This is a genomic window from Gordonia sp. 852002-50816_SCH5313054-c (assembly GCF_001665925.1).
In the GTDB taxonomy this organism is placed as follows: Bacteria; Actinomycetota; Actinomycetes; order Mycobacteriales; family Mycobacteriaceae; genus Gordonia; species Gordonia jacobaea.
The window spans coordinates 323,122-341,407 of record NZ_LZTE01000034.1; the positions used below are offsets into that span (position 1 = coordinate 323,122).

Consider the following 18,286-nt stretch of genomic DNA (forward strand, 5'->3'; position numbering starts at 1 on the left):
GTGGGCGAGCGTAGTCAACGGCTCCACCGGCTGAAGACGTAGCCGTCGTTGTCGGTGAGCAGGTGTACGGGCCTGAGTCGGTGCAGTGCGGGGGCGTCGTTGTCGCTGTGCGCGATGCGTGGGGCGTCGCCGGAGACCAGGTTGGGGCTGACGGTGAGACACAGCTCGTCGACGAGATCGGAGTCGACGAACGAACCGAGCAGGCTGGGGCCGCCCTCGCAGAGAATGCGTGGCGCGCCGGTCGCCGCGAGGTAGTCGGTCACCTGGTGTGGATCGAGGGCGTCCTCGCCGCAATCGACGACAGTCGCACCTGCGTCGACGAGTCGCGCGCGACGGTCGGCGTCGGCCTGCGCCGTGGTGATGACGACGGTGGCGGGGTCGCTCAGTGGCGCGAAGTCGGGGTCGACCGTCAGCGACCGGGTGACCAGGGCGAGTCGAGGCGCGGGCGTCTGACCTGCGGCTGACCGGCGCGCGACGAAAGCGGTGTCGGGTTGCGGTTGGCCGTAGCCCTCATCGGTCGCGGTTCTGGCGCCCACGAGGACGACGTCGCACAGTCCACGCAGAACCCGGAAGACGGCCTTGTCACCCGCACCTCCGAGCCCGCCGGACTTGTCCTGAAACGACGCCGCGCCGTCGAGGGTGGAGATCATGTTGGCTCTCAGCCACGGACCGTCGAGGTCGGGGGGATAGGCGTACAGATCGGCGATTCCGTCGACGTCGTCGTCGGGAGAGAATGTGACCTGGGTCGCTTTCTGCAGGTAGAGCATCTCGTCCCTCCGATGGTTATCGCTAGGCTCCCGGGTATGGTGGCCAGTCTTGTCGACCGCAATCCGGTCGTTTCTCCCGACGCTCTCATCGATGAGATGGTGCCTCCACCGACCTTTGACGAGGTCAGCTTCGACTCGTATATCCCGGACCCGAACGAGCCTACGCAGTCGCAGGCCGTCGACGCCGCACGCGACTTCGTGGCGCGCGCACGCAAGGTCAGGGGTGGCAAACGGGGATTGTTCTCCCGCAACAAGCAACAGCAGGGCGTCGGGCTCTACCTAGACGGCGGGTTCGGCGTCGGCAAGACGCACCTATTGGCATCGATCTACCACGCGATGCCCGAACCCAAGTCGTTCGCGACGTTCGTCGAGGTGACGCATCTCGTCGGCGCGCTCGGATTCATGCGGGCCGTCGAGCGCCTTTCCGGCCACTCGGTGTTGTGCATCGACGAGTTCGAGCTCGACGATCCCGGCGACACCATGCTGATCTCGCGACTGCTCGCCGAACTCACCGAGCAAGGTGTGTCGATCGCCGCGACGTCGAACACACTTCCCGGGCAACTCGGTGAGGGGCGTTTCGCGGCACAGGACTTCCTCCGGGAGATCCGCAAGCTCGCATCCGTCTTCGACACCATCCGCGTCGATGGACCCGACTACCGCCACCGCGATCTGCCGCCTGCCCCCGATCCGCGCAGCGACGCCGACCTCGTCGCTCTCGTAGAGTCGACGCCCGGCGCGACCCTCGACGATTTCGACGCCCTCTGCGAGCACCTGAGTACATTGCATCCGTCGAAGTACAAAGCGCTGGTCGACGGTGTGTCCCTTGTCGGTATCCGTGACGTGCATCCGGCGAAGGATCAATCGGTGGCGCTGCGCCTGGTCGTTCTCGCCGACCGGCTCTACGACGCCGACATCCCCGTGACGGTGTCGGGTGGGAAGCTCGACGAGATCTTCACCGACGAGATGCTTGCCGGCGGGTACCGCAAGAAGTATCTCCGTGCGACGTCACGACTCCTCGCGCTGTCGCGGTCGTCGGAATCGGCGATCGGCTAGCCCCAGTCCGGCGGACATTTTTCAGTGTTCGAGTGTTCACTGATGGTCCGACATGCTTTACTTACTCACCAGTAGCGTAGACGTGTCGGGGGACGTGGAGTCTGCGCTCATCAGCGGGGTGCGTCGGCGCCTCGCTTGACTCGACCCTGGGGGCCAATTGTGCGGGTGATAGTGACGGTTGCTGCGTGTGTTGCGGCACTTTTCGCGGGAGTGGTGGTTTCGGCTCCGGCCTCTGCGGCACCCGCGGGTCCGACGGACGCGTCACGCATCGAAGCGGTGAGCATGAAGAGCCCCACGCGCGCACAGGTGACGACATACTCCGCGGCCATGGGGCGACGGATCACGGTCAGCGTGCTGTTGCCGCGAGACCGTTCGACGCCGCGTCCGACCCTGTACCTCCTCGACGGGATCGACGGCGGTGTCTACACGAACTACACCGAGAGCGGCTGGACCTACCAGACCGACATCGAGAAGTTCATGGCCGACAAGCAGGTCTACGTGGTGCTTCCGATCGGAGGGACGGGCTCGGACTACACCGACTGGCGGTCGAACGACCCCGTGCTCAAGAACAACCAGTGGGAGACGTTCCTGACCAAAGAGCTCCCGCCACTGATCGAGAAGCGGTTCGACACCAACGGCGTGAAAGCAATCGGTGGGCTGTCGATGGGCGCGCTCGGCGCGATGTCGATCGCGGTTCGAAATCCCGAAATGTACTCGGGCGTCGCAGCATTCAGCGGATGTCTCGATCAGGGGACACCGGATTTCCGCCGAGCGACCGCGGCGACCGTCCAAACGCGCGGCGGCAACCCGGACAACATGTGGGGACCGATCACCAGCCCTCTCTGGGCCGCACACGACCCTGCAGAACACATCGCCTCGCTACGCGGGAAGCCGATCTACGTCTCAGTCGGCAACGGACTGCCTGATCTCTCGCTGGGCGTGGCGGGCATCGCTTCGCCGGTGGGTGGCGCACTCGAGAGTGCCGCCCTGCAGTGCACGAAGGCCTTCAAACAGAAGGCCGATCGGGCGGGCGTGAAGATCACCTACAACTTCCGCCAGGGTCTGCACTCATGGGGCTACTGGAACCAGGATCTGCACCGCGCATGGCCGACGATCGCGAAGGCGCTCGACGTTCCGGTGCGCTGAGCGCCGTCGGGCGGCCTGGGCCGTAGTCGTCAGCGCCGGCGGGATCAGAGCCGTCGGATCAGGATGAAGTCGTTCTCGATGCTGCCGTTGAGGTCGAAGGTCTTGACGCCGGCGCGCTCGAATCCCATCTTGACGTAAAAGCGTTGCGCGCGAACGTTTTCCTGATTGACGCCGAGCCAGACGAGAACGCTGCCGCGATCACGTGCGGTCTTGATCGCGGCGCGCATCAACAACTGTGCGGGCGGGTCGGTGCGTCCCCGCGAGTGATGGTCGGGGAGGACGTACATCTTCGACAGCTCCGACGATGGTTCCTCGCCGACCACGGCGGCGACGTCGGGGTCGGAGGGTGGCCTGTGGTGCACGAGCGAGTAGCCCACCGTCGTACCGTCGGGCGTGCGGGCGACCAGCACGTCACTCTCGTTGCCTGCGATGTAGTCAGCGAAGTTCGCCTCGGCCAGGTTGGCCTTGATGAAGCCTGCGATGTCGTCGGGCGATGAGTGTGGCGGGCAGGCCAGGGGGAAGGTGGCGGCAGCTACCTCGGCGACGTCGGCGGTGAGCGAGGGGTCGACCACGACGTCAACGATGAACTTGCCCTGGGAATGTTGTTCGGGTGCAGCTTCGGCGGCGATCGGGCCGGTCGGATCGAGTGGCACAGACGGCGCTATTTCTTTCCGCAGGTGCAGTTGGCGCCGCACGAGCAGTCGGGTCCGCAGGTGCAGTCGGGGTTGTCGCAGCCGGGTGTCATATCAGCAGTCATGCATACGATTCTACGACCGCCCCGAGGGCATCGGAAGGCGATCGGTCGGCTCAGGTGCACGACGAAGCGCTGGATTCACCCCAGTGAGAGTCGCCACGAGCCCGCGTAGATCTCGCGAAGTTCGGTCACCTCGTATGGCATCGCGCCCTGGCCCTCGGTGGTGATGGCGTTGACGATGAGCATGCCGTCGGTGATCTCCCACTTGTACCGGTCGCCGTCGAATGCGGCCTCGCGACCTGATGCGTCGACGACGGTGAAACTGCCCGGGCGGTAGTCGATGTTCATGTTCGCAGTATGCCTGTCGACGTTCAGTCCTTGACGAGACCGCCGTCGACGACGAGGTTCTGTCCGGTGACCGCTCGCGACCACGGTGAGAGGAAAAACAGTGTGGCGTCGGCGAATTCCTCTGGTGTGGTCACTGACCGCAGGGGAGTGGACGCGGCGATGGCGTCGAAGATCTCAGGAGGTGTCGCTGCGCTGGCGTCTGTGGTGCGTAGGAGTCCGCCGGAGACCATGTTGACGGTGATGTTGTCCGGGCCGAGGTCGGCGGCCAACGTACGCGTCAGCGCCAGGAGAGCGGCCTTGGCGGCCGTGTAGTCGTGGTAGGGGACGACGGGATTCTGGACGAGGTTGGTTCCGATGTTGACGATGCGCCCCGTACGGGCTTCCCGCATACCCGGAAGGGCCGCCTGTACGACTGTCAGTGCGCCGCCGACGATTCCGCGAAACTGCGCGTCGAGTGCTGCGGTGGTGATGGTGTCGGCGGTTGAGCGCGCGTCGCCGTTGAACGAATAGTCGGGGAGGGCGTTATTCACCACCGATGTGATCGGCGCGCCGAAATGCGTTGTCGCAGTGTCGATCATTGCCTGAACAGCATCGGGGTCGGTCACGTCGGCTTCGACGGCGAGTGCTCGGTCGCCGAACTCTGCTGCCAGCGCAACTGCCGCATCTGCACTACGACGGTAGTTGACGACCACGCGCGCACCCTCACGCGCCGCGGCGCGTGCGAGCGTTGAGCCCAGTCCGCGGCCGGCCCCGGTGATCAGTACGACGTGCTCGGAAAGAGGCAGCGCTGCAGGCATTTTCGGACCATCCCTTCGCCAGTGCTAACTGGAGCAGGTTCTGCGGGTCTGATCTCAGCCGACCTTGTGTCGGCACCCCGTGTCAGTCTGGCAATCAGATCGCACTCGGGTGGCGAACGCAAGCACAGGTTAGAGTTGCGTGGGATCCTCGGGGGCATTTTTGTACCCGTGGATCCCACACAACTGGAACAGTGGGTCGGGGAACAAAAAGATCCCGCTGCGAACAGCGGGATCTGATGGTGCGCGATACTGGGATTGAACCAGTGACCTCTTCCGTGTCAGGGAAGCGCTCTCCCGCTGAGCTAATCGCGCGGGTATGAAATTGGTGGTTTGGAGGTGGCGACGGGAATCGAACCCGTGTACACGGCTTTGCAGGCCGTTGCCTCACCACTCGGCCACACCACCAGATGCGAGTCGACTCGCGCCGAGCGGATGACGGGATTCGAACCCGCGACCCTCACCTTGGCAAGGTGATGCGCTACCAGCTGCGCTACATCCGCATGCTTCGCGAGCAGATCTTGTGGACCATTTGTTGCTCGCGATGCGATGCAGAACATTATCCGACCGACACGCTTCTAACAAATCGCCTGGTCAGAGGCTCGGAAAGTGTGAAGTGCGCAGGAGGAGGGTGTCACGATCGCGCCGAGACGCACCGCCAGACCGCGATTTGGGTTCCCGGCGTCGATCCGTGTAGTCTTTGCCCTCGTGCACCGACGCCTTTGCGCGTCGCGCGCGGTCCCGTGGCTCAGTGGAAGAGCGTCCCGTTCACACCGGGAAGGTCGCTGGTTCGATCCCAGCCGGGACCACAAGAAAATCGCCGCTCGGTGGGTCATCCCAACGCCGAGCTTTGCGCCCGACAGGGTGTTCCCTGACGGCAGTACCTGCGCCTTGATCACTGCGTCTCCTGCGCCCGCCTCCAGGCCCGGTACTTTTCGGGAAGGCACACCGCGCACGGCCGGTAACCTGCCGCGATCGCAGTCGCCTCGTCGGCGAAGAACACGCGGTCCTTCACGTAGCCGCCCCGGGCTATCGTCCGCAGCGCAGAGGTGCAATCCAACTCGCCGTAGATGCGGCTACGTCGGTGTCCGCCAAGGCTTCCCGGTGTCGCGCTCCGATACGCCTTGCGATCTACTCCGAGGAGCGTGTACGTCTTCTCCTCCACGTCCACAGCTACGCGGCGTCGTGGAAGACCAAGGCGAGGGTGATGCGTTCGCCGGATCGTACGGCCGAGACTCCGTGTCGGATCGGAGCTGCCGACCACCCGCGCTTGGACTCGACGGGACGGTCTCGGGTGGTGAACACGTAGCCATGGCCCTGCGGCAGCAGGAACGCGGTTCCCCGTGATTGTGCTCGTGGGCGTTGTTCGAGTAGCAGGAACTCTCCGCCGGTGTGGTCGACTCCGGGATTGCTGAGATTGATGACCACCTGCAACGGAAAAACGAGGTCGCCGTAGAGGTCCCGATGCAGTGCGTTCCAATCCCTTTCGCCGTACTTCAACAAGATAGCCGTCGATTTCGTCTGGCCCGCCGCGTGGCACATCGCCAGCCACTCGTCGAGGGTGTCCGGCCAGATCGGGTCACGCCCGAGCTTGGTCCACCAGTCCCGAGCGATCGGCAGCAGGCGCGGATACAGCGCCTGTTTCAGCCGCTCGATCGGCTCCGGGTAGGGAGTGTCCAGGTATTTGTACTGTCCCTCCCCGAAGCGATGACGACCCATGTCGACCGTCGTGCGGAAGACGTCGTCGGCGTCGTACAACGCTCGGAGGTCGTCGCCCTCGGATGCGGTCAGTAGCCGCGGGAGAAGCGCACCGCCGTACTCGTTCACCTCGGCGGTGACGCTTCGCCAGTCGGCCGACTCGACACGCTCCGAGTGCGCATCCCCCGTTGCCGCACCTGTGGAGCCGACGTTGCTGTGTGCGCCGGCGTCAGCCCCGCGATTGCCTCGCTTGTCTGCGGCTGTGATCACGTTTCCTCCAATGTCGACTACCGAGCGCGTCCTGCGCCCTCACCGGGTAGTCGCGACAGCGGACCGAAACGTGAGATGAGGTTTACACCAGCGCGGCTCTCGGTGTCTCCAAGCACCTAGCTTGGGGAACAGTGCCTTTCACGCTCCGACGGTCCCCGCGGCAGGTTCGTAGGGTGTGAAGAACTGATTCGCCGGTACGCCCTCGCGGGTCATCACCAGAGCGGGTACGGCCATGCCGTCGATCTGCTCTCGGATGATGTCGGCGTGCCCCGCGTGGCGTGCGTACTCCTCGATGAGGTGAATGAGGAAGTAGCGCAACCGAATTGGTTGCGGCTCGAGCTGGCCGTACCAGGGAGCGGGCGGCGCAATAGCGTCGGCGTCCGGGTCGCCGGCCAGAATCAGTCCACGCAGCTGCTCGCGTGTGCTGTCGAAGTCGCTGAGCAGATCGTCGACCGACTCGTCCTCGCCCACAACGAAACCGGCGAGGTAGTCGGCGACGCCGTCCGCGTCGACCGTCGGCGTGACGTCCTCACCGGAGAGGCGCTCGACTGCGCCACGCATGCCGTCGAGGGTGTGCTTGATCAAGCCGCCGATGGAAAGCTCGCTCCGACAGGGGGTTTCGCGCAGCTGCGCCTCCGTGAGGCCGAACGCCGCGGCGCGGATCGCGTCGAGCTGCTGATCCACGTAGTTGGCGATACCGGTTGCTTCATTGTCGCGCTGCGGTGAATACATCGAAAGGCTCCGATCAGAGGTGGTGTGAACTTCTGATCAGAGCCTCTCAGTGATTGCGGTCGGTTTCGGTCCGCAATGAAATAATGACTCTCAACTCCGAAGCGGTGCCAAAGCTCGTCATCCGCGAAGCGGTGCCAAAGCTTCAGACAGCTTCACGATCTCGTCGAGCTGAGCCTTGACCACGGCGCTCTGCTGCTCGTTCGGCTCGAAGATGCCGTCGTCGGTCAGTTGCTTCTGCGGGAAGTTGATCTCGACGTTGCCCTTGGTCATGACGAGTCCGAGTGCTGACACGACGACCCGCAGCGCGACCTGGGCGCGTGTTCCCGCCGAGTTGCCGCCCCAGTTGACGAAGCCGACGGGTTTGCGATCCCACTCGCTGTGCAGGTAGTCGAGCGCGTTCTTGATGGCGGGGGAGTAGCTGTAGTTGTACTCGGGAAAGACGAAGATGAACCCGTCCGCTGCCTCGACGCGAGCGCTCCACGCCTTGGTGTGGTCCTTCACGTAGTTCTTGAGACGGGGATGGTTCGGCTCGTCCATGAACGGAAGATTGAGCTCTGCGAGGTCGACGAAGTCGACGTCGTAACGGTCGTCGGCATCGGCTGCTGCCTTGACCCATTCGGCGATCGGGCCGCCGATACGGCCCTCGCGGACACTTCCGAGAATGATCATCAGCCTGGTCATAAGAGTCTCTTCTCTGTTCGGATTCTCGAGCTGGGTCTGCGCCAACGATGGTAGTCAGCGTGCACACGTGGCAGTCAGCGGCGAGCCTGCTTCACGAAGCCGTACAGAGCGGCGCGGTAGCCGCGTTCGTAGCTCTGGGTGATCTCGGGAATGTCTCCGGAGGCGAGCGCCGACGACGCGTGGTGACGCGCCCAGGTAACCGGCATGGTGGCGAGATACGTTGTCGCGTCGTCGAATCCGCGTTGGAACGCATCTTCGTCGAGCGTGTCGTCGGTCAGCGACGACTGATGCGTCGTCGGGGGCGTCGACGACGGAAACGCGACAATTCGGCCGCTGGTCATCTGGTGGATCTCTTTTCTGCGAGGGTGCGGTACAGGGTGGCGCGACTGACGCCGAGTACGGCGGCAATCGTCGGGACGGAATCGCCGTTGTCGCGGAGGCGTCGCGCGAGCTCGACCTGGTCGTCGGTCAGCGCTCGTGGGCGTCCGAGGTGTCCGGTTCGATGACGGTCGCCGGGGCTGCGCGCTCGACGCCCGACGGCGCTCATCTCGTCGTTGGCGACTGCGAGCGACGCGAGGACACCGACGAGTGTGGAACCTCCGTCGTCGTGCGTGCTCAGGCCCTCGCGGAGGGCCTGTATCCCCACGTCGTGTTCGGTGAGCGTGCGGACGGTCGCCAGGACTTCGTCGGCGGAGCGCCCCAACCGGTCCATGCTCACGACGATGAGAAGGTCGCCCGGGCGGGCGTAGTCGAGGAGAGCATCGAAGCCGGGCCGTTGTGCCGCAACGACTCCCGCCAGGGTGTCGTCCGTGTAGATCCGACGCTGGGCGACGCCGTGGGAGACAAGGGTGTCGACTTGCTCGTCGAGTGCCGGCGCCACGGCACTCGCACGCGCGTATCCGAGCAGCATGTGCTGCGCGGACGAAGGGGGCTGTGCCATGTCCAACAACGTATCGCAGAACTAGAGACAAAATGAGATTTGGCGACGGCGTTTCGAGACACGGTTGCCGATCCACGAGTCATGCCCTAACCAAACCGAAGTTGAGGCGATCGGTCGGATCACCGAACTCCCAAACTGTCGGAGTTATGAGACGGTCTGGACGAGTTATGAGACGGAGATCCGAGATATCTTCGCGATCGCATCCGGCTGGGCGTCGTCACGGCGTACTGTCCGCGAGCATGACGCGAACACATCTCGAGTCCCCCGTCGTAGCGACCACTTCCGGGCGTGTCTCGGGTCGCAGAACTGGCGACATAGCGGTCTTTCTCGGGATCCCCTACGCGGCTCCTCCTGTCGGGCCCGCGGCGTTCGACTCGCCCCGGCCGGTCGACGCCTGGGACGGTGTGCGCACGGCCGTCGAGTACGGGCCGACGGCACCGCAGGTCCCGTACCCGGCGCCGATCGCCGCTCTGCTCGACAACGTGATCGAACTCGGCGACGACTACCTCACTGTCAACGTGTGGACCCCGGATCAGAGCGCGGGCGGATTACCGGTGATGGTGTGGATTCACGGCGGTGCGTTCACCCGCGGTTCCAACCGGTTGGCCATGTATGCGGGCGACACGTTCGCCCGCGACGGTGTGGTCTGCGTCGGCATCAATTATCGGCTCGGCACAGCGGGTTTCGCGTCGGTGAGCGGTGGCGTCGAGAACAGGGGATTGCGCGATCAGATCGCGGCCTTCGAGTGGGTGCAGGCGAATATCGCGAGCTTCGGGGGCGACCCCGGCAACGTGACGATCTTCGGCGAATCGGCCGGTGCCATGAGCGTCGCGTCGCTATTGGCGTCGCCGCTTGCGCGCGGCCTGTTCCGGCGAGCGATCATGCAGAGCGGCAACGGGTCAGCTGCGGCGGAGATCGACGATGCCCGTCTGGTCACCGCGCGGCTGTCGGCGATCCTGGGTGTCGACGCCGACGCCCAGTCGTTTGCCGAGGTCGATCCCGTCGCATTGCTCGCGGCCCAGTCGCAACTGGCACTCGAATGCATGGTGAACCCCGATCCCGCCCTCTGGGGTGAGTCGACGGTGGCCAAGGGGCTGGGCATCATGAGCCAGTTCCCCGTCGTCGACGGCGACGTCCTCACCTCCGTGCCGCAGGAGGCGATCGCGTCGGGCACCGGCGCCGATATTCCGCTGCTGGCAGGCTGGAACGCCGACGAGTTCCGATTCTTCCTCGTGGCGTCGGGCGGCGCCGATGCGATCACGGAGCAGGCTGCCGCAGCGGTCCTCGGTCGGCAGCCGAATGGCATCGATCACCTCCGCGCCGGACTCGACGCCGGTGCCAGCCCAGGCGACGTGCTCGCGCAGGCGCTCACCGCACGCGCATTCTCCGGCCCGACGACTGCGCTCGCCGCGTCGCGTCCATCGGGCTCGACGCACCTCTACGAGTTCGGGTACAGCAGCCCGATCGCCGACATCAGGGCAGGTCACGCCGTCGAAATCCCATTCGTCTTCGATCACCTCGACCAGGCACACTCCCTCGTCGGCCCCGAGCCGGACCAGCAGGTCGCCGACGAGATGCATCGAGCGTGGGTCGACTTCGCGACGACAGGTGATCCGGGCTGGTCGTCGACCGGTCCGGAATCAGACAATCGACGCCTTCGGCGATTCGGTTTCTGACCTGCGATAAGTCTTGGCTACGGTGTGTTCATGTCTGCGAGCACCACCGTCGATCAGCGACCGTCGCCGCTGGTACTCGGTTGGAAGCCGGTGCTCGCGGTCGGAGCGCTCGCCGTCCTCGCGCTGATCTGGCATATCTTCGTGATCCCGATCGGCGCGCAATTCAACGGGCTGTTCGACAACGCCACCGATCTGTACGTCTACCGAGCGGGCGGACGCGTCGTGCTCGACGGCCGACCACTCTACGAATTTCCGGTGTGGGGTCGTCTGAGCTTCACCTATCCGCCGTTCTCTGCTGTGGTGTTCACCCTCTTCGCGCTGATGAGTGCGCTGGTGGCGAAGATCGTGTGGTGGGTGGCGATCTTCCTCGCGCTCGTGGCGACGGTGTACCTCGGCATGCGCACGCTCGGCTACAAGGCTGACAGCAAACTCGCGATCTTCGGTGTGTGCGGAGCCATCTGCGTCACGGTGCTCGAACCCGTACGCACGACGATCTGGCTCGGCCAGATCAACGTCTTCTTGATGTTCATCATCCTGCTCGACCTCGTCTTTCTCGATCTGCTCCATCCGCGATCGAGGCTGCGTGGTCTCGGCGTCGGCATCGCGGCGGGGCTGAAGCTGACGCCCGCGTTCTTCGTCGTGTACCTGCTCGTGCTGCGTCGCTGGCGGGCCGCGGCGATGGCAGTCGTGGGGTTCGCCATCACCGTCGTGATCGGATATCTGGTCAGCAGGGCCGACGCTCATCAGTACTGGACGACATACGTGACCGGCGAGTCACGTATCGGACGGGTGGATTCACCGGCGAACCAGTCGGTGAACGGGTTCATCGCGCAGATGTTGGCGTATTTCGATGTTCGACGGTTCTCCAAGCCCGCGCCGGTCGGGCCGTTGTTCTCGCCGCCCGACTGGATGTGGATGCCCGTGGCGCTCGTCGCGGCGATTCTCGGGCTCTGGGCAGCGGTCGTGTCCTACCGACGCGGACGCCGCCTGCTCTCGGTCACCACCGCGGGAATGACCGCGGCGACGGTGTCACCGTTCTCGTGGGGCCATCACTGGGTGTGGGTGGTGCCATTGTTGGTCGTCGCGTTCGACTTCGCGTACCGGGGCAGCATCGGAGGGCGTAGGTACTGGTGGCGGTGGTTGGCCCCGCTGACGGTCGGCGCGCTGTCGTTTTCGTACTGGTGGAACTACTGGGGCAGCGGAAGCCACTACGGAGCCGATCACATCATCGCGGTCGGGCTGTTCATGATGCCGCGATATCCCGACCCGGGAGTGTTCGACCGCATCACGGTCATCCTCTACTCCGGGTGTTATCCACTGATCCTGTTGCTGACGATCATCGTCACGCTGGCAGCCGAGTTCCGGCAGCGTCGCGCCGAGGCGCGCGGGGAGGTGACGCAGCCGGATACGTACCCTGGAGACATCGAGTCGTCCGGTGCCGTCAGCCCCACGGCGTCGGAGACAGCAAACGCGGAGAGTGGAGTACTGCGTGCCGACGTGGCAACGAATACGCATCTGGAGTCGTCAACGCAGATACGTCATCCGGCGTGACGCGCGTCTGAACCTCACCTATCGGATCGTTGTCGGCGTCGTCGGTGCGCTCGTGCTCGCAGGCGGCATCGTCGCCATCCCTTATCCCGGCCCCGGCTGGTTGATCGTGTTCCTCGGACTCGGCATCCTCGCGTCGGAATTCTCGTGGGCTCAACGACTACTGCGCTTCGCGCGAAGCAAATACGACGCCTGGCTCGACTGGATGAAGGAACGTCACTGGTCGGTGCAGGGTGCCTTCGGCATCGCCACCTGCGTCGTCGTACTCGCCTCCCTGTGGGTCCTGGGTGTCCTGGGAACTGCCGCGAACTGGGTGAACCTCGACGCGACGTGGCTCACGAGCCCGATCCTGTAGGACATCCCGGCCGCGGTGGTGGCCAGCGAGGCGCCCGCAGATACGATCGACGTGCACGAACACCGAAACCGATCGGCGGGTAGCTTGCCCGCCTCGCATCAAGGAGCAGCGAAGTGCCCGACAACGCAATGGTGACCAGCCCAGCCACGATCCGTGTGCCGGCCGGGACCACCGCGGGCACGGCGCTGCGCGAGCACGAACTGCCCAACAAGGGACCCGAGGCCGTCGTCGTCGTTCGTGATGCCGCAGGCCAACTGCGCGATCTCTCCTGGGCTCCCGATCTCGACACCGACGTCGAACCGGTTGCCGCCAACACCGAGGCGGGCCGGAGCGTGATCAGGCATTCGACGGCGCACGTGCTCGCACAGGCCGTGCAGGATCTCTTTCCCGAGGCAAAGCTCGGGATCGGGCCGCCGATCAAGGACGGCTTCTACTACGACTTCGACGTCGCCGAGCCCTTCACCCCCGAAGATCTCACCGCGCTCGAGAAGAAGATGAAGCAGATCATCAAGTCGGGTCAGAAGTTCTCGCGACGGGTCTACGCGTCGAAGGACGAGGCCCGGGTGCAGCTCGCCAAGGAGCCGTACAAGCTCGAGTTGATCGACGACAAGGGCGCGGCCGACGACAGCGAGGTCATGGAGGTCGGTGGGGCGGAACTCACCGCGTACGACAACCTGAATCCCCGCACCGGCGAGGTGATCTGGTGCGATCTGTGCCGCGGCCCGCACGTCCCGACAACCAAGTACATCTCCGCGTTCAAGCTCACCAGGAGCTCGGCTGCGTACTGGCGCGGCGATCAGGACAACGCCGACCTCCAGCGCATCTACGGCACCGCGTGGGAGTCGTCGGAAGCCCAGGACACCTACCTCGAGATGCTCGCGGAGGCCGAGAAGCGCGACCATCGACGACTGGGTGCAGAGCTCGACCTGTTCAGCTTCCCCGACGAGATCGGTTCGGGCCTACCGGTGTTCCATCCGAAGGGCGGCATCATCCGCACCGAGATGGAGGACTACTCGCGCAAGCGTCACATCGCTGCCGGGTATCAGTTCGTCAACACGCCGCACATCACCAAGAGCAACCTGTTCGAGGTGTCGGGACACCTCGATTGGTACGCCGACGGCATGTACCCGCCCATGCAGCTCGACGCCGAATTCAACGACGACGGCTCGGTGCGCAAGCCGGCTCAGGACTACTACCTGAAGCCGATGAACTGTCCGATGCACAACCTGATCTTCGATGCGCGTGGACGCTCGTATCGAGAACTTCCGTTGCGTCTCTTCGAGTTCGGCACCGTCTACCGCTACGAGAAGTCGGGCGTGATCCACGGGCTGACCCGCGCACGAGGGTTCACTCAGGACGACGCACACATCTACTGCACTCGCGAGCAGATGCGTGACGAACTGCGTTCGCTGCTGACCTTCGTCCTCGATCTGCTCCGCGATTACGGTCTCGATGATTTCTATCTGGAGTTGTCGACGCGGGATCCCAAGAAGTCCGTCGGCGACGACGAGACCTGGGAGATCGCGACCAACACGCTCGCCGAGGTAGCGGGAGAGTCCGGACTCGACCTCGTACCCGATCCCGGCGGCGCCGCGTTCTACGGACCCAAGATCTCCGTCCAGGTCAAGGACGCGCTGGGCCGCACCTGGCAGATGTCGACCATTCAGCTCGACTTCAACCTGCCGGAACGCTTCAACCTCGAGTACACCGGCTCCGACGGCGCCAAACATCGCCCCGTCATGATCCACCGCGCCCTGTTCGGTTCGATCGAGCGGTTCTTCGGCGTGCTCACCGAGCACTACGCGGGCGCCTTCCCGGCATGGCTGTCGCCGGTGCAGGTCGTCGGCATCCCTGTTGCCGAGGCGTTCGTCGACCACCTTCAGGGCGTCGTGGATCAGTTGAAGGCCAAGGCAATTCGCGCCGAGGTCGACTATTCCGACGACCGCATGCAGAAGAAGATCCGCACGCACACCACCGGCAAGGTGCCGTTCATGCTTCTCGCAGGCGAGCGAGACGTCGAGGCGGGTGCGGTGAGCTTCCGATTCCGAGACGGCACTCAGGTCAACGGCGTGCCCGTTGCCGACGCGGTCAGAATCATCGACGAGTGGATCTCCGCGCGTCGCAACGAGTCTCCGACCAAGGAGCTGATCGAGGGTGCAGGAGATGCCTGACGCCGACGACGCGTCGACCGGTGAGATCCGCGATTGCGGCACCGGCGATCCCGATCGGCTACAGCGGCTGTGGAGTCCGCACCGGATGACCTACATCACGGCCGACCCACCGGTCGTGAAGAAGGCAGCCGACGGTTCGGACCTCACCGGGCACCCCTTCCTCGACATCCCGACGATGACCGACGAGGACGGGTTGATCGTGGCGCGCGGGGAGCACGTCTACGCGGTGCTCAACCTGTACCCGTACAATCCCGGCCACACGATGATCGTGCCGTATCGGCAGGTCGCAGACCTCGAGGCGCTCACCGCAGGCGAGGCCGACGAGTTGATGGGGTTCACGCAGCGCATGATCCGCACGATCAAGGCGGTGTCGAATCCGAACGCGTTCAACGTGGGTCTGAATCTCGGTTACGCGGCAGGCGGCTCGTTGTCGGAGCACATCCACCAGCACATCGTGCCGCGGTGGGTGGGCGACGCGAACTTCATCACGGTTGTCGGCGAGACAAAAGTCATGCCACAGTTGCTGCGCGATACCCGTGCGCTGCTGTCGGACGCGTGGAAGCAGCTCGACACCCCATGAGCGCGCGACCGCACCGCATGAGCAGTGCAGGTACAGAACTGAACGGTCGGGAAGGAGCGGTGCGGTGCTGAGCATTCGAGGCCGGGCGTCGGTGTCGAAGGTGACGTTGCCGCTCGGACGCGCGTTGCTGCGCACCGGGCTGACTCCTGACGCCATGACCGTGATCGGCACCGTGGCGACAGTCGCGGCGGCGGTGACGCTGTTCCCGATGGGCCACCTCTTCTGGGGCACGATGGTCATCTGGCTGTTCGTGATGTTCGACATGCTCGACGGCGCGATGGCGCGAGCTCGCGGTGGCGGAACCCGATTCGGTGCGGTGCTCGACGCCACCTGCGACCGCATCGCCGACGGCGCGATCTTCGCGGGTCTCGCGTGGTGGTGCGCGTGGACGGTGCCGCACCAGTGGCTGTTCGTGGCCACGATGATCTGCCTGGTGACCTCGCAGGTCATCTCCTATGCCAAGGCACGCGCCGAGGCGTCGGGTCTGTATGGCGACGGCGGTCTCATCGAGCGCCCGGACCGGCTGATCGTCGTTCTGGTGGGGGCGGGCTTCACCGGTCTCGGACTGTGGTGGGCGATTCACGTCGCCATGTGGCTTCTCGCGATCGGGAGCGTGATCACCGTCGGACAGCGCATGTGGTCGATTTCCCGGTCACCGGGTGCCCGAGACCTGATCCCGCTGGCGTCGAGCGCGACTGACGCTGACACCGACGCCGGGACCGATGCTGACACCACGACCGACCCCGACACCGAGACCCAGGCTGGGCCCGACGCAGGCACCGGAAGCCGGTGAGTCGCCTCGGCGGGTACGTCTCCGACCTGGGCTACCGGGCCGGATGGGCGGGTGTGCGCCTGCTTCCGGACAGTTGGGGCAGAACCGTTTTCGAGGGCGCGGGCGCGATGGTCGGTCGCCGCAACGGCGGCCCGCAGCAGTTGCGACGCAATCTTGCCCGCGTGATCGGAGCCACGCGGCCGCAGGACGTCCCGGACGAACTCGTCGCCGACGCGATGCGCTCGTATGCCAGGTACTGGTACGAAGCGTTTCGCCTGCCCGCCATGGGGCTGGCGAACGCCGCGGCGTCGGTGCACATCGCCGACGACGATGTCGCCCGCTTCGAGGCCGAGATCGCGAAGGGCAAGGGGCTCATCTTCGCGTTGCCGCACAGCGGCAACTGGGACATGGCCGGGGTGTGGCTGATCAATCGCGGACATCGATTCTCGACAGTCGCCGAACGACTCGAACCGGAGTCGCTGTTCGATCAATTCGTCGCGTATCGCGAAAGCCTCGGATTCGAGATCTTTCCGCTCACCGGTGGGGAACAGCCTCCGTTCGCGCGTCTCGCCGACAGACTTCGCGAAGGGTCGGTGGTGTGTCTGCTCGCAGAACGCGACCTGACCCGCCACGGCGTTCCGGTGCAGTTCTTCGGTGAGCCGACCCGCATGCCCGCCGGACCTGCGCGTCTCGCGATCGAGACAGGCGCAGCGCTCATGCCCGTTCACCACTTCTTCCTCCCGGACGGGAGGTCGCAAATCCTTGTCGGAGAGTCGGTCGACGTGTCGGGCGGCGTCAAGCAGGCCACCCAGGCGGTGGCCGACGCCTTCGCCACGAACATCGCGGCACATCCTGCAGATTGGCACATGTTGCAGCCGCTCTGGGAATCCGACTGGTCGGCGGAGCGTCGTGCCCGAATCGAGAGCACCGGATGAAGATCGGAATGGTCTGTCCGTACTCGTTCGACGTTCCGGGCGGCGTGCAGGCGCATGTGGTCGAGCTCGCCGAGGTGTTCATCGACCGTGGCCATACCGTGAGCGTCCTCGCGCCCGCCGCCGACGAGACGGTGCTGCCGGACTACGTGGTGTCGGCGGGTCCCGCGGTGGCGCTGCCCTACAACGGGTCGGTGTCTCGCGTCTGCTTCAGCCCACACGGCTACCTCACGCTTCGCCGCTGGATCGCCGAGAACGAGTTCGATGTGTTGCACGTCCACGAACCCAATTCGCCGAGTCTTTCGATGCTCGCGTTGATGGTCGCGCTGGGGCCGATAGTCACGACGTTTCACACCTCGACGTCGAAGTCGTTGTGGTTGAAGACATTTCAGGGAATCTTGCGCCCGTACCACGAGCGGATCGCGGGCAAGATCGCTGTGTCGGAGCTCGCGCGGCGCTGGCAGATGGAGTCGCTGGGTTCCGACGCTGTCGAGATCCCGAACGGCATCAACTGTGCGGGTTTCGCCGACTCACCGCCCCTGCCCGTCTACCCGCACCCCGGTCGATCAGTGCTGTTCCTCGGCCGATTCGACGAACCACGCAAGGGCATCGACATTCTGATGCGTGCACTGCCGACGATCGTCGAGAGTTTTCCCGACGTCCGAATCCTGGTGGTCGGCGGAGGCAACGAGCGTGCGTTGAGGCGTCGAGCAGGAGATCTCGCCGACCACCTCGTACTGCTCGGTCAGGCCGACGACGAGACCAAAGCGCGGGCGCTGGCGTCGGCCGACGTGTACGTGGCCCCCAATCTCGGTGGCGAGAGTTTCGGCATCGTTCTGGTGGAGGCCATGGCGGCGGGCGCAGCGGTGGTCGCGAGCAAACTCGACGCCTTCCGACGCGTTCTCGACGACGGCCGTGCGGGAAAGCTCGTTGCTGTCGGTTCTGCCGATGAGCTCGCCGACGCCGTGACAGCACTCCTCTCCGACGACGACGCCCGCGCCGACCTCGTCGAAGCGGGTCGGGCGCGAGCCGCGAAGTACGACTGGTCGCGTGTGGCCGACCAGATCCTGCGCGTGTACGAGACGGTCACCGTCGACGCCGGACCCGTCGTGGTGTCGGACTGAGTGGG

20 protein-coding genes, 4 tRNA genes and 1 riboswitch are annotated in these 18,286 nt (G+C 65.0%); of the genes, 11 read left to right on the forward strand and 13 right to left on the reverse strand.

What is annotated here, in order from left to right; all coding sequences use genetic code 11:
• Positions 1 to 14 precede the first annotated feature (14 nt).
• Positions 15 to 767 (reverse strand): pyrimidine reductase family protein, encoded by a 753-nt coding sequence (locus A5788_RS07525; protein ID WP_064870817.1) that lies wholly within the window; start codon positions 765 to 767, stop codon positions 15 to 17.
• 36 nt (positions 768 to 803) lie between these two features.
• Here A5788_RS07525 and zapE point away from each other — a divergent pair, with 36 nt between their 5' ends.
• A complete protein-coding gene (gene zapE / locus A5788_RS07530) occupies positions 804 to 1,820 on the forward strand; it encodes a cell division protein ZapE (RefSeq protein WP_064870816.1) in 1,017 nt (338 codons plus the stop codon).
• A gap of 165 nt (positions 1,821 to 1,985) precedes the next feature.
• Positions 1,986 to 2,966 carry an alpha/beta hydrolase gene (locus A5788_RS07535; protein WP_442902910.1) on the forward strand — a complete coding sequence of 327 codons (981 nt, stop codon included), beginning with the start codon at positions 1,986 to 1,988 and terminating at the stop codon, positions 2,964 to 2,966.
• 44 nt (positions 2,967 to 3,010) lie between these two features.
• Here the strand turns inward: A5788_RS07535 and A5788_RS07540 are convergent, their stop codons facing one another.
• The 6 genes from A5788_RS07540 to A5788_RS07565 form a co-directional block, all read right to left on the reverse strand.
• Positions 3,011 to 3,595: a GNAT family N-acetyltransferase gene (locus A5788_RS07540; protein WP_442902913.1), complete on the reverse strand. Its 585-nt coding sequence runs from the start codon at positions 3,593 to 3,595 to the stop codon at positions 3,011 to 3,013.
• A 203-nt stretch (positions 3,596 to 3,798) separates the two neighbouring features.
• The gene (locus tag A5788_RS07545; protein WP_064870814.1) at positions 3,799 to 4,008 is read right to left on the reverse strand and encodes a hypothetical protein; all 210 of its coding nucleotides are present in this window, start codon (positions 4,006 to 4,008) and stop codon (positions 3,799 to 3,801) included.
• Positions 4,009 to 4,031: 23 nt separating this feature from the next.
• Positions 4,032 to 4,805 (reverse strand): 3-oxoacyl-ACP reductase, encoded by a 774-nt coding sequence (locus tag A5788_RS07550; RefSeq protein WP_064870813.1) that lies wholly within the window; start codon positions 4,803 to 4,805, stop codon positions 4,032 to 4,034.
• Positions 4,799 to 4,895, reverse strand: a riboswitch (TPP riboswitch). Its footprint overlaps the gene before it by 7 nt.
• A 147-nt stretch (positions 4,896 to 5,042) precedes the next feature.
• Positions 5,043 to 5,117: transfer RNA gene (locus tag A5788_RS07555), tRNA-Val, on the reverse strand.
• Between the two features lie 19 nt (positions 5,118 to 5,136).
• A tRNA-Cys gene (locus A5788_RS07560) sits at positions 5,137 to 5,210 on the reverse strand.
• Positions 5,211 to 5,232: 22 nt separating this feature from the next.
• Positions 5,233 to 5,305 (reverse strand) — tRNA-Gly (locus A5788_RS07565).
• Positions 5,306 to 5,539: 234 nt separating this feature from the next.
• On the opposite strand from A5788_RS07565, the gene A5788_RS07570 reads away from it, so the two are divergent.
• Positions 5,540 to 5,611 (forward strand) — tRNA-Val (locus tag A5788_RS07570).
• Positions 5,612 to 5,697: 86 nt separating this feature from the next.
• Here the strand turns inward: A5788_RS07570 and A5788_RS07575 are convergent.
• The 6 genes from A5788_RS07575 to A5788_RS07600 form a co-directional block, all read right to left on the reverse strand.
• The gene (locus tag A5788_RS07575) at positions 5,698 to 5,967 is read right to left on the reverse strand and encodes an Ada metal-binding domain-containing protein (RefSeq protein ID WP_064870867.1); all 270 of its coding nucleotides are present in this window, start codon (positions 5,965 to 5,967) and stop codon (positions 5,698 to 5,700) included.
• 8 nt (positions 5,968 to 5,975) lie between these two features.
• Complete coding sequence (locus A5788_RS07580; protein WP_064870866.1) at positions 5,976 to 6,629, reverse strand: 2OG-Fe(II) oxygenase; 654 nt, start codon at positions 6,627 to 6,629, stop codon at positions 5,976 to 5,978.
• 279 nt (positions 6,630 to 6,908) lie between these two features.
• On the reverse strand, positions 6,909 to 7,502 hold the full coding sequence (locus A5788_RS07585; RefSeq protein WP_064870812.1) for a DinB family protein: 594 nt from the start codon (positions 7,500 to 7,502) through the stop codon (positions 6,909 to 6,911).
• A 117-nt stretch (positions 7,503 to 7,619) separates the two neighbouring features.
• The gene (locus A5788_RS07590) at positions 7,620 to 8,183 is read right to left on the reverse strand and encodes an NADPH-dependent FMN reductase (RefSeq protein ID WP_005206064.1); all 564 of its coding nucleotides are present in this window, start codon (positions 8,181 to 8,183) and stop codon (positions 7,620 to 7,622) included.
• 74 nt (positions 8,184 to 8,257) lie between these two features.
• Positions 8,258 to 8,524, reverse strand: coding sequence for a hypothetical protein (locus A5788_RS07595; RefSeq protein WP_064870811.1), 267 nt, complete (start codon positions 8,522 to 8,524; stop codon positions 8,258 to 8,260).
• The gene (locus A5788_RS07600) at positions 8,521 to 9,123 is read right to left on the reverse strand and encodes a recombinase family protein (protein WP_064866290.1); all 603 of its coding nucleotides are present in this window, start codon (positions 9,121 to 9,123) and stop codon (positions 8,521 to 8,523) included. The genes A5788_RS07595 and A5788_RS07600 overlap by 4 nt, the downstream gene beginning before the upstream one ends.
• Before the next feature lie 239 nt (positions 9,124 to 9,362).
• Here A5788_RS07600 and A5788_RS07605 point away from each other — a divergent pair, with 239 nt between their 5' ends.
• The 8 genes from A5788_RS07605 to A5788_RS07640 all read left to right on the forward strand — a co-directional run bounded on the left by A5788_RS07605 (position 9,363) and on the right by A5788_RS07640 (position 18,281).
• A complete protein-coding gene (locus A5788_RS07605; RefSeq protein WP_064870810.1) occupies positions 9,363 to 10,799 on the forward strand; it encodes a carboxylesterase/lipase family protein in 1,437 nt (478 codons plus the stop codon).
• A 30-nt stretch (positions 10,800 to 10,829) separates the two neighbouring features.
• A complete protein-coding gene (locus A5788_RS07610; protein WP_064870865.1) occupies positions 10,830 to 12,350 on the forward strand; it encodes a glycosyltransferase 87 family protein in 1,521 nt (506 codons plus the stop codon).
• Positions 12,289 to 12,702, forward strand: a complete 414-nt coding sequence (locus tag A5788_RS07615) for a TIGR02611 family protein (RefSeq protein WP_064866294.1) — start codon at positions 12,289 to 12,291, stop codon at positions 12,700 to 12,702. Before A5788_RS07610 ends, A5788_RS07615 begins: the two co-directional genes overlap by 62 nt.
• Positions 12,703 to 12,815: 113 nt before the next feature.
• Positions 12,816 to 14,873 (forward strand): threonine--tRNA ligase, encoded by a 2,058-nt coding sequence (gene thrS / locus A5788_RS07620; protein ID WP_064866296.1) that lies wholly within the window; start codon positions 12,816 to 12,818, stop codon positions 14,871 to 14,873.
• Positions 14,866 to 15,453: an HIT family protein gene (locus tag A5788_RS07625; protein WP_064866342.1), complete on the forward strand. Its 588-nt coding sequence runs from the start codon at positions 14,866 to 14,868 to the stop codon at positions 15,451 to 15,453. Before thrS ends, A5788_RS07625 begins: the two co-directional genes overlap by 8 nt.
• A 64-nt stretch (positions 15,454 to 15,517) precedes the next feature.
• Entirely contained in the window at positions 15,518 to 16,246 is a 729-nt protein-coding gene (pgsA, locus tag A5788_RS07630; RefSeq protein WP_064870809.1) for a phosphatidylinositol phosphate synthase, read from the forward strand.
• Entirely contained in the window at positions 16,243 to 17,160 is a 918-nt protein-coding gene (locus A5788_RS07635) for a phosphatidylinositol mannoside acyltransferase (protein ID WP_064866300.1), read from the forward strand. The genes pgsA and A5788_RS07635 overlap by 4 nt, the downstream gene beginning before the upstream one ends.
• Positions 17,157 to 18,281, forward strand: coding sequence for a glycosyltransferase family 4 protein (locus tag A5788_RS07640; protein WP_064870808.1), 1,125 nt, complete (start codon positions 17,157 to 17,159; stop codon positions 18,279 to 18,281). Before A5788_RS07635 ends, A5788_RS07640 begins: the two co-directional genes overlap by 4 nt.
• Positions 18,282 to 18,286 lie beyond the last annotated feature (5 nt).

Coding starts and splice junctions, on each gene's coding strand:
- A5788_RS07525 (WP_064870817.1), bottom strand. CDS start 767: ATGCTCTACCTGCAGAAAGCGACCCAGGTCACATTCTCTCCCGACGAC.
- A5788_RS07545 (WP_064870814.1), bottom strand. CDS start 4,008: ATGAACATCGACTACCGCCCGGGCAGTTTCACCGTCGTCGACGCATCA.
- A5788_RS07550 (WP_064870813.1), bottom strand. CDS start 4,805: ATGCCTGCAGCGCTGCCTCTTTCCGAGCACGTCGTACTGATCACCGGG.
- A5788_RS07625 (WP_064866342.1), top strand. CDS start 14,866: ATGCCTGACGCCGACGACGCGTCGACCGGTGAGATCCGCGATTGCGGC.
- A5788_RS07610 (WP_064870865.1), top strand. CDS start 10,830: ATGTCTGCGAGCACCACCGTCGATCAGCGACCGTCGCCGCTGGTACTC.
- A5788_RS07600 (WP_064866290.1), bottom strand. CDS start 9,123: ATGGCACAGCCCCCTTCGTCCGCGCAGCACATGCTGCTCGGATACGCG.
- A5788_RS07585 (WP_064870812.1), bottom strand. CDS start 7,502: ATGTATTCACCGCAGCGCGACAATGAAGCAACCGGTATCGCCAACTAC.
- A5788_RS07640 (WP_064870808.1), top strand. CDS start 17,157: ATGAAGATCGGAATGGTCTGTCCGTACTCGTTCGACGTTCCGGGCGGC.
- zapE (WP_064870816.1), top strand. CDS start 804: ATGGTGGCCAGTCTTGTCGACCGCAATCCGGTCGTTTCTCCCGACGCT.
- A5788_RS07595 (WP_064870811.1), bottom strand. CDS start 8,524: ATGACCAGCGGCCGAATTGTCGCGTTTCCGTCGTCGACGCCCCCGACG.
- A5788_RS07590 (WP_005206064.1), bottom strand. CDS start 8,183: ATGACCAGGCTGATGATCATTCTCGGAAGTGTCCGCGAGGGCCGTATC.
- A5788_RS07605 (WP_064870810.1), top strand. CDS start 9,363: ATGACGCGAACACATCTCGAGTCCCCCGTCGTAGCGACCACTTCCGGG.